The 12,500-nt window shown below is 69.1% G+C and carries 13 protein-coding genes; 4 read left to right on the top strand and 9 right to left on the bottom strand.

What is annotated here, in order from left to right:
* The first annotated feature begins 1 nt into the window (after window position 1).
* From G5B31_RS14670 to G5B31_RS14655, 4 genes are all read left to right on the top strand, one after another.
* Complete coding sequence (locus tag G5B31_RS14670; RefSeq protein WP_165018935.1) at window positions 2–1,564, top strand: trimethylamine methyltransferase family protein; 1,563 nt, start codon at window positions 2–4, stop codon at window positions 1,562–1,564.
* A gap of 10 nt (window positions 1,565–1,574) precedes the next feature.
* The gene (locus G5B31_RS14665) at window positions 1,575–3,005 is read left to right on the top strand and encodes an aldehyde dehydrogenase family protein (protein WP_165018934.1); all 1,431 of its coding nucleotides are present in this window, start codon (window positions 1,575–1,577) and stop codon (window positions 3,003–3,005) included.
* A gap of 88 nt (window positions 3,006–3,093) precedes the next feature.
* Window positions 3,094–3,993: an NAD(P)-dependent oxidoreductase gene (locus G5B31_RS14660; RefSeq protein WP_165018933.1), complete on the top strand. Its 900-nt coding sequence runs from the start codon at window positions 3,094–3,096 to the stop codon at window positions 3,991–3,993.
* Between the two features lie 71 nt (window positions 3,994–4,064).
* Entirely contained in the window at window positions 4,065–5,165 is a 1,101-nt protein-coding gene (locus G5B31_RS14655) for a cystathionine gamma-lyase (RefSeq protein ID WP_165018932.1), read from the top strand.
* Between the two features lie 57 nt (window positions 5,166–5,222).
* Here G5B31_RS14655 and yghU read toward each other — a convergent pair whose 3' ends face one another.
* The 9 genes from yghU to G5B31_RS14615 form a co-directional block, all read right to left on the bottom strand.
* Window positions 5,223–6,068, bottom strand: coding sequence for a glutathione-dependent disulfide-bond oxidoreductase (gene yghU, locus G5B31_RS14650; RefSeq protein WP_165018931.1), 846 nt, complete (start codon window positions 6,066–6,068; stop codon window positions 5,223–5,225).
* A gap of 54 nt (window positions 6,069–6,122) precedes the next feature.
* On the bottom strand, window positions 6,123–6,779 hold the full coding sequence (locus G5B31_RS14645; RefSeq protein ID WP_165018930.1) for an SDR family oxidoreductase: 657 nt from the start codon (window positions 6,777–6,779) through the stop codon (window positions 6,123–6,125).
* Between the two features lie 95 nt (window positions 6,780–6,874).
* A complete protein-coding gene (locus G5B31_RS14640) occupies window positions 6,875–7,126 on the bottom strand; it encodes a hypothetical protein (RefSeq protein WP_165018929.1) in 252 nt (83 codons plus the stop codon).
* Window positions 7,114–7,242 carry a hypothetical protein gene (locus G5B31_RS21400; protein WP_276616187.1) on the bottom strand — a complete coding sequence of 43 codons (129 nt, stop codon included), beginning with the start codon at window positions 7,240–7,242 and terminating at the stop codon, window positions 7,114–7,116. Before G5B31_RS21400 ends, G5B31_RS14640 begins: the two co-directional genes overlap by 13 nt.
* Window positions 7,239–8,711 carry an amidophosphoribosyltransferase gene (purF, locus tag G5B31_RS14635; RefSeq protein ID WP_165018928.1) on the bottom strand — a complete coding sequence of 491 codons (1,473 nt, stop codon included), beginning with the start codon at window positions 8,709–8,711 and terminating at the stop codon, window positions 7,239–7,241. Before purF ends, G5B31_RS21400 begins: the two co-directional genes overlap by 4 nt.
* A 76-nt stretch (window positions 8,712–8,787) precedes the next feature.
* Window positions 8,788–9,402, bottom strand: coding sequence for a CvpA family protein (locus G5B31_RS14630; protein WP_165018927.1), 615 nt, complete (start codon window positions 9,400–9,402; stop codon window positions 8,788–8,790).
* A 22-nt stretch (window positions 9,403–9,424) separates the two neighbouring features.
* Window positions 9,425–10,783, bottom strand: coding sequence for a DNA repair protein RadA (gene radA / locus G5B31_RS14625; RefSeq protein ID WP_165018926.1), 1,359 nt, complete (start codon window positions 10,781–10,783; stop codon window positions 9,425–9,427).
* Window positions 10,784–11,037: 254 nt separating this feature from the next.
* Window positions 11,038–12,045, bottom strand: a complete 1,008-nt coding sequence (locus G5B31_RS14620; RefSeq protein WP_165018925.1) for an LLM class flavin-dependent oxidoreductase — start codon at window positions 12,043–12,045, stop codon at window positions 11,038–11,040.
* On the bottom strand, window positions 12,038–12,460 hold the full coding sequence (locus G5B31_RS14615) for a paraquat-inducible protein A (RefSeq protein ID WP_165018924.1): 423 nt from the start codon (window positions 12,458–12,460) through the stop codon (window positions 12,038–12,040). The genes G5B31_RS14620 and G5B31_RS14615 overlap by 8 nt, the downstream gene beginning before the upstream one ends.
* Window positions 12,461–12,500: the final 40 nt, after the last annotated feature.

Raw genomic sequence — 12,500 nt, 5'->3', positions numbered from 1 at the left:
GATGAGCGAGATCGGTGAAACCTGTGCGCCCGAGGCGGCGCGGCGCTCGGCGCGGGCCGGGGGGCGGGCGGCACGGGTGGCGGCGCGGGCCGCGCCCTTGGCCGAGGACCTGCGGCCGGTGCGGCCGGGGCTGCCCGGCGGGCAATACAAGCCGCTGACCGAGGACGGGGTGAGACAGATCCACGCCGCGGCGCTGGATGCGCTGGAGCAGATCGGGCTGAGCCAGGCCCCGCCTTCGGGGGTGGAAATCCTGACCGGCGCCGGGGCGGTGCAGGGCGACGACGGGCGGATCAGGTTCCCCCGCGCGCTGGTCGAGGACATGCTGGCGGTGGCGGCGCGCGACATCACCCTTCATGCCCGCGACCCGAAGCACGACATGCTGCTGTCGGGGACGAATGTGCATTACGGCACCGCCGGCGCCGCGGTGCATATCGTCGATCCGGTGACGCTGGACTATCGCGACTCCACCGCGCAGGACCTCTATGATGCCGCGCGGCTGGTCGACAACCTCGACAACATCCATTTCTACCAGCGCACCATGGTCTGCCGCGACGTGCTGGACAACAAGGAGATGGACCTCAACACGCTTTACGCCTGCCTTGCCGGGACGAAGAAGCATGTCGGCACCAGCTTCTTCGACCCTTCCCATGTCGCCGACTGCTTCGAGATGCTCTACATGGTGGCGGGGTCCGAGGAGAAATGGCTTGAGCGGCCTTTCGTCAGCAATTCCAACTGCTTCGTCGTCCCGCCGATGAAGTTCGCCGAGGAATCCTGCAAGGTGATGGAGGATTGCGTCCGTAGGGGCATGCCGATGCTGCTGCTGAGCGCAGGCCAGGCCGGGGCCACGGCGCCGGCGCCGATCGCGCTGACCATCGTGCAGGCGGTGGCGGAATGCCTGGCCGGCGTGGTCTATGTCAACGCCATCAAGAAGGGCGCGCCGGCGATCTTCGGCACCTGGCCCTTCGTCTCCGACCTGCGCACGGGGGCGATGTCGGGCGGCTCGGCTGAACAGGCGCTGCTGACCGCGGGCTGTGCGCAGATGCACCATTTCTACGGCCTGCCGGGCGGGGCGGCCTCGGGCATCTCGGATTCGAAGCTGCCGGACATGCAGGCCGGGTGGGAGCAGGGGATCACCAATGCGCTGGCCGGCCTCGCCGGGCTGAACATGTGCTACGAGGCGGTGGGGATGCACGCCAGCCTCCTCGGCTTCTGCCTCGAATCCCTGATCCTCGGCGACGACCTGCTGGGCCAGGCGATGCGGCTGGTGCGCGGCATCGACGTGACCCCCGATTCCACCAGTCTCGACGCGATGAAGGAGGTCTGCCTCGGCGGGCCGGGCCATTACCTCGGCTCCGACCAGACCCTGAAGCTGATGCAGACCGAATACATCTATCCCAAGACCGGCAACCGCATGTCGCCCAAGGAATGGAACGAGGCCGGCAAGCCGCTTCTTCTTGACACGGCCATCGCCCGCAAGAACGATATCCTTGCCAAGGCCGGTTGCGTGGTGGACCCTGCGGTCGACCGCGCCATCCGCGCGCGTTTCAACATCTACTTCACATGAGGGCGACGCCATGATCCCGCAGAACATGACCAAATTCTACATAGACGGGGAATGGGTCGAGCCGCTGTCGAAGACCCGCGTCGGGGTGGAGAACCCGGCAACCGAGGAGATCGTCTGCGAGGTCGCCCTCGGCAATGCCGAGGATGCCGACCGCGCCATCCTGGCCGCCCGCGCCGCCTTCGACGTCTGGACCGTGACGCCGGTGAAGGAACGCATCGCGCTGGTGAAGCGGATCCTGGAGATCTACAACGAGCGCTACGAGGACTTCGCCCAGGTGATGTCCACCGAGATGGGCGCGCCGATCACCTGGGCCCGCAATGCCCAGGCCTGGGCCGGGCAGGTCCATATCGAGGCCACCATCAAGGCCGGCGAGGAATTCGAGTGGGAATACATGCGCGGCACCACCCGGATCGTGCATGAGGGGATCGGGGTCTGTTCGTTGATCACGCCCTGGAACTGGCCGATGAACCAGATCGCCTGCAAGGTGGCCCCGGCGCTGATCGCCGGCTGCACCATGGTGCTGAAACCGTCGGAGATCGCGCCGCTGTCCGGCGTGCTGTTCGCGCAGGTGCTGCATGACGCCGGCGTGCCGAAGGGCGTGTTCAACCTGGTGAACGGGGCGGGGCCGGAGGTGGGCGCGCGGATGTCCTCGCACCCCGAGGTGGACATGGTGTCCTTCACCGGCTCGACCCGGGCCGGGACCGCCATCGCGGCGGCGGCGGCGCCGACGGTGAAGCGGGTGGCGCAGGAACTGGGCGGCAAGTCGCCCAACATCATCCTGCCGAGCGCGGACCTGGCCGAGGCGGTGGCGGCCGGCGTCAATGCGGTGATGTCGAACACCGGCCAGTCCTGCGACGCGCCGACCCGGATGCTGGTGCCGCGCGCGAAACAGGCCGAGGCGCTGGCGGTGGCGAAGGAAGCCGCCGAGGCCATCGTCACCGGCGACCCGCGCGACGAGGCGACGGTGCTCGGCCCGCTGGTGTCGAAGCTGCAGTTCGACAAGGTGCAGCGGCTGATCCAGGCCGGCATCGATGAGGGCGCGACCCTGGTCACCGGCGGCACCGGCCGCCCGGCGGGCTTGAACCGCGGCTGGTTCGTGCGGCCGACCGTCTTCGGCGACGTGGTCAATGCGATGACCATCTCGAAGGAGGAGATCTTCGGCCCGGTGCTGGCGATCCAGCCCTATGACGACATCGACGATGCGGTGCAGCAGGCCAACGATACGGTCTACGGCCTTGCCGCCTATATCGCCGGCCCGGTCGAGGATGCCCGGCCCGTCGCCCGCCGCCTGCGCGCCGGGACGGTGAACCTGAACTATCCGGACTGGGACACCTCGGCCCCCTTCGGCGGCTACAAGCAGTCCGGCAACGGCCGCGAATATGCCGACTGGGGCATCCACGACTTCTGCGAGGTCAAGGGCATCGTCGGCTGGGGCGCCTGAGGCAGCCCCTCGCGGACCGGGTCCGGGGTCGCGGCAGGGTGCTGCGGCCCCGATTTTTCGGCGAAAAATCGCTGTGGCGGAGATTGCGATGCGTTACGGCTATATCGGCCTGGGCAATCTGGGCGGCCACCTTGCCGCCAGCCTGATCCGGGCGGGGCATGAGGTCACGGTCTTCGACCGCAATCCGGCGCTGGCCGAGCGTCACCGCGCGCTCGGGGCGCAGGTGGCGGGATCGGTGACCGAACTGGCCGGGCAGGTGGACCATGTCTTCACCTGCCTGCCCCACCCGGCTGCCTCCGAAGCGGTGCTGGCCGAACTGCTGACCGGGCTGAAACCCGGATCGACCTGGATCGAGAACTCCACCCTCGGCCGCGACGACGTTCTGCGGCTGGCCGGGCTGGCCCGCACCTGCGAGGTGCGGATGATGGAGGCCTCGGTCACCGGCGGCGTGCATCTGGCGGCGCGGGGCGAGATCACCGTGCTGGTCGGCGGCGACCGGGAGCTGTTCGACCTGCACCGTCCGGCGATCCAGTCCATCGGCAAGCGCATCTTCCACATGGGGCCGCTCGGGTCCGCCGCGGTGATCAAGGTCATCACCAACATGCTGGCCTTCATCCATCTGGTCGCCGACGGCGAGGCGCTGATGCTGGCGAAACGCGGGGGCTTGGACCTGAAGACGGCCTGGGAGGCGATTGCGGCCTCCTCCGGCAGTTCCTTCGTGCATGAGACCGAGGGCCAGCTGATCCTGAACGGCAGCTACGACGTGGGCTTCACCATGGACCTGGCGCTGAAGGACCTCGGCTTCGCCATGGGCTTCGGGCGCGAGTTCGGGGTGCCGCTGGACCTGGCCGCGCAGGTGGCGCAGACCTTCCTGAAGGGCAAGGCGGTCTATGGCGGCGCGGCGCAGTCGACGGCCATCGTCAGGCTGCTGGAAGACGCGCTCGGCACCGACCTGCGGGCCGAGGGTTTTCCGGCGCGGCTGGAGTAGGGCAGCCTCGGGGGTTGAGGAATCGCAAGGCAGGTCCGACAACCCTTCCATCCCGAACCACCGGAGCCGCCATGACCGACAGCGAGACCCGCGCCGCCCGCCTTCTGCACCACCGCAAGCCGGGCCTTGTCGCGGGCGACCCGGTGGTGCCGCCGATCACCGCCTCGGCCACCTACCACCTGCCGCAGGTGCAGGGGGCGCCCTTCGTCTACGGCCGCAACGGGATGCCGACCTGGGAGGCGGTGGAGGCGCAGCTTGCCCTTCTGGAGGAGGCCGAATGCGTCAGCTTCCCCTCCGGCATGGCGGCGATCTCGGCGGCGCTGTTCGCCACGCTGAAGGCGGGCGACCGGCTGGTGATCCCCTCGGACGGCTATTACGTCACCCGCATCCTGTCTGAAGGCTTCCTCGCTCCCCTCGGCGTGACCGTGGTCCAGCTTGCCACCCGGGACTATGCCGCCGCCGATTTCACCGGCGTCGCGGTGGTCTATCTGGAGACGCCCTCCAACCCCGGGCTGGATGTGCTGGACATCGCCGCGGTCGCTGCCCGCGCCCGGGCGGCCGAGGCGAGGGTGATCGCCGACAACACCACGATGACGCCGCTTCTCCAGCGCCCGCTGGACCTCGGCGCCGATCTGGTGGTCGCGGCCGACACCAAGGCGCCGGCGGGGCATTCCGATGTGCTCTTCGGCCATGTCGCCGGCCGCGATGCGGCGCTGATGGCGCGGGTGAGCGACTGGCGGCGGATGGCGGGCGTGGTGCCGGGGCCGTTCGAGGCCTTTCTGGTCCACCGCGGACTGGAGACGCTGGAGGTCAGGCTGGAGCGGATGTGCGCCAGCGCCGCCCTCATCGCGGACCGGCTGGCGGCGCATCCGAAGGTGCGCGGCTTGCGCTATCCCGGCCTGCCCGGCGACCCCTCGCATGGCGCGGTCGGCGGGCAGATGGCCAATGGCGGCTTCCTGATCGGGTTCGAGCTTGCCACCGAGGCCGAGGCCGAAGGTTTCCTCGCCCGTTGTCCGCTGGTCGAGCAGACCACCAGTTTCGGCGGCACCCATACCGCCGGGGAACGCCGCGCCCGCTGGGGCGATGCGGTGGCCGAGGGCTTCATCCGGCTTTCGGTCGGGGTGGAGCCGGTGGCGCCGCTGTGGACGGCGATCGGGGAAGCGCTCGGCTGAGGGGGTCGGCGGAAATCGCGCGATTTCCGCCCCGATTTCCGCGCGGAAATCGGCGGGTCAGCCGGTCGCCTTGCCGTCGAAATCCGCCGCCGAGTGGCGTTCGGGGACCTGGGCGTTCTCCGGCCCCCAGGTGCAGTTGACCATGCGGCCGCGGATCACCGCCGGGCGGGCGGCGATCCCGGCGGCCCACCGCAGCACGTTGGTGTAGCTGCCGGCGTCCAGGAATTCGGCCGCCTCGTAGGTCTCGTTCCGCACCACCGCGCCATACCAGGGGAAGATCGCCATGTCGGCGATGGAATAGTCGTCCCCGGCGATGAAGGGGCGCTCTGCCAGTTGCCGGTCCAGCACGTCCAGCTGGCGCTTGGCCTCCATCGTGTAGCGGTTGATCGGGTATTCCTGCTTGGTGGGCGCGTATTTGTAGAAATGCCCGAAGCCGCCGCCGAGGAAGGGCGCCGATCCCATCTGCCAGAACAGCCAGTTCATCACCTCGGTCCGGGCGGGGCCGGAGGAGGGCAGGAAGGCGCCGAACTTCTCGGCCAGGAAGACCAGGATCGAGCCGCTCTCGAAGATCCTTGTGCCGGTCTCGCGGTCCAGCATGGCGGGGATCTTGGAATTCGGGTTCACCTCGACGAAGCCCGAGCCGAACTGGTCGCCCTTGGAAATCTCGATCAGCCAGGCGTCGTATTCGGCCGGGTGGCCGGCCTCCAGCAGCTCTTCCAGCAGGATCGTCACCTTCTGGCCGTTCGGCGTGGCCAGCGAGTAAAGCTGCAAGGGATGCTGCCCCACCGGCAGGTCCTTGTCATGCGTGGCCCCGGCAATGGGGCGGTTCAGCGAGGCGAAGGCGCCGCCCGAGGGCTGCTCCCATGTCCAGACGCGGGGCGGGGTCCAGTCGGTATCGGCCATGGCGGTTCTCCTGTTCGGCGGCAGGATAGCCCGCTGCGGGCCGGGGGCCAAGGTTCAGATGTGTGCGATCAGGCGCATCGCCTCTGCGCGCGGATCGGCGAGGGGGGCGCGATCCTCGCCCGGGTAGTGGCGGGCGCGGGTGGCGGTCGGCATCGGCTGCGGCGTCAGGATCTTCACCTGCGGCCCGGTCTTCACCGTCTCCGCCTGCCAGTTGCGCGCCAGCTGCATCTGCGCGGCCTTGGTCGCGCCATAGGCGGCGGAATAGCGGTTGGCCGCCGCCGGATCGTCGAGGAAGACCGCGGTGCCGTCGCCCGCCCGCAGCAGCGGGTCGACCATGCCGATCAGGAAGGCCGCGGCGCGCAGGTTGATGGCGACGGACTTGTCGAGGTCCTTCATGTCGAGCGAGGGCGCCGGCGACAGTGCGGTGACATGGATCGCGGTGTGGACCCAGAGCTGCAGCCCGCCCCAGCGGTCGTGAATGGACCGGCAGAGGTGGCGCATCGCATCCTCATCGGTCACGTCCATCGGCGCCAGCGTCAGCGCCCCGGCGCCGGGCAGTCTGGCCGCCTTCACCTTGTCGTCGAGGTCCTCCAGCCCGCCCACGGTGCGGGCCACCGCCACCACCTGCCAGCCCTGCAGCGCCAGCTGCTCGGCGATGGCGAAGCCGAGGCCGCGCGAGGCGCCGGTGACGAGGGCGATCTTCTGGGTCATGGCGGTCTCCGGTTCCTGCCGTGGAACCGGGGGGTTTCACACCCCCCGGGCCCCCCGTGGAGTATTTGAGCCAAGATGAAGGGGCAAGGGGCTGTTCAGCGCCCTTTTGCCGCGATCTCGGCCTGGCGGGCGCGGAGGATCGCTTCGACCAGGCTATCGGGCAGGGGCTGGCCGGGGATGCAGAGGACACCGGATTTCGAGGTCCTGAACGGGGTGCAGTCGATCTGCGGGATCACGCTGCCGGAATGCGGGTAAAGGCCGAGGTGTTTCGCAAAGGCGGCGTAGCCCGCGACCATTCGACCCTTCGGCCCGGGCTGGCGGAAGCCGGGCATGGCTAGGACATACATTCCACATGGTCCGGCAGCAGCCGGGCGAGGGTGGCCCGCAGGGTGCGCAGCGCGGCCTGCTGGTCGGCCGGAAGGGCGGAAAGATAGGCTTCGACCTCGGCCGGGGCGCCGGTCACTCCGCCGCCTTCATGCGGAAGCCTTCCTCGATCTTGTCCGAGGGCGCCACCGGATAGTCGCCGGAGAAGCAGGCGTCGCAGAAGCGGGGGGCCAGCGGATCGCGGCCGTTGGCCTCGCCCGCCGCGCGGTAGAGGCCGTCGAGCGAGATGAACTTCAGGCTGTCCACCCCGATCCAGTCGCGCATCTCGTCTTCCGACATGGTGGCGGCCAGCAGCTTGGAGCGTTCTGGCGTGTCCACGCCGTAGAAGCAGGGCCAGGCGGTCGGCGGCGAAGCGATGCGGAAATGCACCTCGGCCGCGCCGGCCTCGATGATCATGTCCTTGATCTTGCGGCTGGTGGTGCCGCGGACGACCGAATCGTCGACCAGCACGATGCGCTTGCCCTTCACCAGCGCCCGGTTGACGTTCAGCTTCAGCCGCACGCCCATGTTGCGGATCTGCTCGGTCGGCTCGATGAAGGTGCGGCCCATATACTGGTTGCGGGTGATGCCCAACCCGAAGGGGATGCCGCTTTCGGCGGCATAGCCGATGGCGGCGGGGGTGCCTGAATCGGGCACCGGGCAGACCAGATCGGCCTCCACCGGCGCCTCACGCGCCAGTTCCACGCCGATCTGGCGGCGGGTCTCGTAGACCGAGCGGCCGCCGATGATGCTGTCGGGGCGGGAGAAATAGACCTGCTCGAAGATGCAGAACCGCGATTTCGCCGGGGCGAAGGGGCGGGAGGACAGCACTTCGCCGTTCTCGATCACCACCATCTCGCCGGGATCGACCTCGCGCACCAGTTCGGCGCCGACGATGTCCAGCGCGCAGGTCTCGGAGGACAGCACCCAGCCCTCGCCCAGCTTCCCGAGCACCAGCGGGCGGACGCCCAGCGGGTCGCGCACGCCGATCAGCTTGGTCCGGGTCATGGCGATGACCGAGAAGGCGCCCTCGACGGCGCGCAGCGCGTCCTTGATCCGCTCGGCCAGGGTCTTCTGCATCGAGCGCGCCATCAGGTGGATGATGCATTCGCTGTCGGAGGAGGACTGGAAGATCGCCCCGCGCTCGATCAGCTGCTTGCGCAGGGCGGCGGCATTGGTGAGGTTGCCGTTGTGGGCGATGGCGCAGCCGCCGATGGCGAATTCGCCGAAGAAGGGCTGCACGTCGCGGATCGCGGTATGGCCCTTCGACCCGGCGGTGGAATAGCGGACATGGCCGATGCCAAGGCTGCCGGGCAGGGTGGCCATCACGTCGGGCTTGGTGAAGGTGTCGCGGACATAGCCGAAGCGGCGGGCGGAATTGAAGCCTTCCACCGGATCGTAGGTGACGATGCCGCCGGCCTCCTGCCCGCGGTGCTGAAGGGCGTGCAGGCCGAGGGCGACGAAATTCGCCGCGTCGGCCAGGCCGATCACGCCGTAGATCCCGCATTCCTCCTTCAGCTTTTCGTCGTCGAAGGGGTGGGCGAGGAAGGGGCGCGTGGCGGAAAGCAAGGGCGGCCTCCGAATCCTTTGGGCGGGATGCGCCTTCCTTTATGCCTTGTGGCGGGCGGTGTCACGCCCCGGCGTGTCAGTTCGCCGGAACCTCGGGCGCGGGGGCGGCAGGGGCTTCGGGCGCCGGGGCATTCGCCTCGGGGGTGCAGACCATGGTCAGGTCGTTGTAGCGCGCCACGATCCAGCCCGGCGCATCCGAGGGGATCGAGCCGTCGATCGAGGCCTGGAAATTGGCGAAGACCTTGGCGGTGCGGGAATTGTCGATCATCGGCACCGACTGGTTCGACAGCGCCCGGTCCCAGACGATGAAGGCCACCGCGATCAGCAGGATGCCGCGCGCCACGCCAAAGACGAAGCCGAGCGCCTGGTCGATGCCGCCCAAGGCGGAGCGCTGGACGACGCTGGCGAACAAGGGCGTGAACAGCGCCATCACGATCAGGCCGAGCGCGAAGACCCCGGCGAAGGCGGCGATCACCGAAAGCTCGCAACTGTCGGTCAGGAAGTCGCCGACCACCGGGATCTCCTTGACCAGCGGCATGGCGGAGGGGGCGAAAAGGAAGGCGACGATGGCCGCGCCGATCCAGCCGACGATGGCCATCAATTCGCGCACGAAGCCGCGCGAATAGGCCAGGATCGCCGACAGGATGATGATCAGCGCCGCCCCGCCGTCGACCGCGGTAAAGTTCTCCATCGTCTCGCTCTCCTCGGGCGCGTCAGCCGGCGCCGAACATTTCGCCCGTGAAGGCCGCAAGGTCGGCCATCTCGCGCAAGGTCATCCCCGCGTTCCCCCCCGATTTGGAGCGGGCCGGAACGGTCGCCTGTGTGAAACCAAGTTTCGCGGCCTCTTTCAACCTGTTTTCGGTCTGCCCCACCGGCCGCAGCGCGCCGGAGAGGCTGATTTCGCCGAAAAGCACCATGTCGGGCGGGATCGCCACGTCCTCCCGCGCCGACAGCAGCGCGGCGGCGACGGCCAGGTCGGCGGCGGGCTCGGTGATCCGCATCCCGCCGGCGACGTTCAGGAACACGTCCAGCCCGGTGAAGGGAATGCCCACCCGCGCCTCCAGCACCGCGAGAATGGTGGAAAGCCGGCCGGAGTCGAGGCCGACCACGGTGCGGCGCGGGGTGCCGAGGTTGGAGGGGGCGACCAACGCCTGGATTTCGGTGAGGACGGGGCGGGTGCCCTCGATCCCGGCGAAGACGGCGCTGCCGGGGGCGGGGGCGTCGCGCGCGGAGAGGAACAGGGCGGAGGGGTTGGTCACCTCGGCCAGGCCGTTGCCGGTCATCTCGAAGACGCCGATCTCGTCGGCCGGGCCGAAACGGTTCTTGACCGCGCGCAGGATGCGGAACTGGTGGCCGCGCTCACCCTCGAAATAAAGCACGGTGTCGACCATGTGCTCCACCACCCGGGGGCCGGCGATCTGGCCCTCCTTAGTGACATGGCCGACCAGGATGACGGCGACGCCGCGGCGTTTGGCGAAGGTCACCAGCTCATGCGCGGCGGCGCGGACCTGGGAGACAGAACCCGGCGCGGCCTCCACCGTGTCCAGCCACATGGTCTGGATCGAATCGATCACCGCCAAGGCGGGGCGCTCGGCATCCAGCGTGGTCAGGATGTCGCGGAGGCTGGTTTCGGCACCCAGTTGGACCTGGGCCTCGGTCAGGCCGAGCCGCTGCGCCCGCATCCGGACCTGCGCCGCGGCTTCCTCGCCGGAGATGTATAGGCATTTCAGCCCCTTGCGGGCGAAACTTGCGGTGGCTTGCAGCAGCAGCGTGGATTTGCCGATGCCGGGATCGCCGCCGACGAGGATGGCCGAGGCCGGCACCAGCCCGCCGCCGAGCACCCGATCCAGTTCCTCGATGCCGGAGGAGGCCCGCGGCGGCGGTGCTTCCTCGGTGGAAAGGTCGGTCAGCGGGATCGTGCGGCCCCTGGGGCCGAGCGGCTTCGGCCCGGCGGAGAGCGGCGCTTCCTCGACGATGGAGTTCCAGGCCCCGCAGGCATCGCATTTGCCGCTCCACTTGCTGAAGCTGGCGCCGCAGGCGGTGCAGGTGAAGCTGGCGGTGGCCCTGGCCATGATGGTCCTGTCTGTTCCGGGAGGCGAGCATAGGCAGCCACCGCGTTGGCCGCAAGGAAGGCGCCGCTTCACCTTGCGGCTGATGTCGGAGCTGGGGGCGCTTCGCCCCCCACATGCCAGCGGTTTCTCGAACCGATGGCGAAACCACTGGCATACCCAGAGGATATTTTCATCCAGAAAGAGGAGAAGCCCTTTGCCCTCTTTCTGGACTTAAATATCCCCGCCGGAGGCGCAGGCCACCGCGGGGCGCACCGTCAGAGGTTGCGCGGTTCCAGCCCCCAGGCCTCGGCAGTCAGGTCCAGCGAGCGGCGGCGGGCTTCCACCTCGTAGATGTCGGTCAGCATGATCAGCTCGTCGGCCCGGGTCTCCGCCGCGATCCGCGCCAGCCCGTCGCGGACCTGCCCGGGGTCGCCCACCACGGCGCAGGAGAGCATCCGTTCCACCTGCGCCTTCTCGCGCGGGGTCCAGTAATCCTCGATGTCCGGGATCGGCGGCGGCGACAGGCGGCGGTCGTTCCTGAGGATGCCGCAGAAGCTCATCTGCGTGGTGGTGAAGAGGCGTTTCGCCTCGGCCTCGGTCGGCGCGCAGATGGCGTGGACACCGACGGCGGCATAGGGGGCGGCAAGGTGCTTCGAGGGCTTGAAGCGGCTGCGGTAGAGGTGCAGCGCCTCGTGCAGGTAATCCGGGGCGAAATGGCTGGCGAAGGCGTAGGGCAGGCCAAGCTCCGCCGCCAGCATGGCGCCGAAACTGGACGATCCCAGCATCCAGAACGCCACCTCCGCCCCCGGCGCCGGCCAGGCGCGGATATAGCCAGGCTCCTCGGCCGGCTCGAACCAGTGCATCAGTTCCAGCACGTCCTCGGGGAAGGCCTGCGCCCGGTCGGGCGTGGTGCGGATCGCGCGCAGGGTGGCCTGGTCGGTCCCCGGCGCGCGGCCGAGACCGAGGTCGACCCTTCCGGGGAACAGCCGGGCGAGGGTGCCGAATTGCTCGGCGATGATGTAGGGCGAATGGTTGGGCAGCATCACGCCCCCGGCGCCCAGTCTTATGCCGCGGGTCTTCTGCCCGGCATGGGCCAGCACCACCGAGGTGGCGGCGGAGGCGATGCCCTCCATGTTGTGATGCTCGGCCACCCAGTAGCGGGTGAAGCCGAGGGCATCGGCCAGGGCCGCGGTCTCCTGCGCCTCGGCCAGGGCGTCGGTGGCGCTGCGGCCTTCGCGGACGCGGACCAGATCGAGGAGCGAGAGGCGGGGATGATCAGGCATGTTCGGCCCTCCAGGACACGAAGAGCGAGGCCAGGATGCAGGCGGTGAAGAGGTAGAGGCCCCAGGCGACCTCCACCGTGACATGGCCGGCCCCCTTGGCGATGACGATGTAGAGCGCGATCAGGAACACGTCGGCCATCGCCAGCTTGCCCAGCAGATGCAGCGCCGGCAGGGTGCGGGGCGACAGCAGGTTCCAGTGCAGCAGCGCCAGGCCGATGGTCTTGGCATAGGGCGCGAAGATGGCGAGGAAGGTCACCGCCAGTGCCAGCGGGATGTCGCTTTCCCACAGGCTTTGCAGCCCGGTCACCACGCTGATCTCGTCCATGCCGAAGACCGGCAGCAGCGCCGCCCGCATCAGCGGCGCGAACCAGGCGACGGGGAACAGGACCAGCAGGCAGAGGTTCAGGTAGCGCATCCGCCTTGGGTGCCAGCCGCCCGCGGCAAGGTCAAGGTCG

This window comes from Rhodobacter sp. SGA-6-6 (assembly GCF_011043545.1).
In the GTDB taxonomy this organism is placed as follows: Bacteria; Pseudomonadota; Alphaproteobacteria; order Rhodobacterales; family Rhodobacteraceae; genus Pseudogemmobacter.
The sequence above is the reverse complement of the archived record's forward strand: the minus strand, read 5'-3'. Positions and strand labels throughout refer to the sequence as shown.

Bases quoted from the DNA above. Each gene is read 5' to 3' on its own strand.
- G5B31_RS14670 (WP_165018935.1), top strand. From the start codon at position 2: ATGAGCGAGATCGGTGAAACCTGTGCGCCCGAGGCGGCGCGGCGCTCG.
- G5B31_RS14665 (WP_165018934.1), top strand. From the start codon at position 1,575: ATGATCCCGCAGAACATGACCAAATTCTACATAGACGGGGAATGGGTC.
- G5B31_RS14660 (WP_165018933.1), top strand. From the start codon at position 3,094: ATGCGTTACGGCTATATCGGCCTGGGCAATCTGGGCGGCCACCTTGCC.
- G5B31_RS14655 (WP_165018932.1), top strand. From the start codon at position 4,065: ATGACCGACAGCGAGACCCGCGCCGCCCGCCTTCTGCACCACCGCAAG.
- yghU (WP_165018931.1), bottom strand. From the start codon at position 6,068: ATGGCCGATACCGACTGGACCCCGCCCCGCGTCTGGACATGGGAGCAG.
- G5B31_RS14645 (WP_165018930.1), bottom strand. From the start codon at position 6,779: ATGACCCAGAAGATCGCCCTCGTCACCGGCGCCTCGCGCGGCCTCGGC.
- G5B31_RS14640 (WP_165018929.1), bottom strand. From the start codon at position 7,126: ATGTATGTCCTAGCCATGCCCGGCTTCCGCCAGCCCGGGCCGAAGGGT.
- G5B31_RS14630 (WP_165018927.1), bottom strand. From the start codon at position 9,402: ATGGAGAACTTTACCGCGGTCGACGGCGGGGCGGCGCTGATCATCATC.
- radA (WP_165018926.1), bottom strand. From the start codon at position 10,783: ATGGCCAGGGCCACCGCCAGCTTCACCTGCACCGCCTGCGGCGCCAGC.
- G5B31_RS14620 (WP_165018925.1), bottom strand. From the start codon at position 12,045: ATGCCTGATCATCCCCGCCTCTCGCTCCTCGATCTGGTCCGCGTCCGC.
- G5B31_RS14615 (WP_165018924.1), bottom strand. From the start codon at position 12,460: ATGCGCTACCTGAACCTCTGCCTGCTGGTCCTGTTCCCCGTCGCCTGG.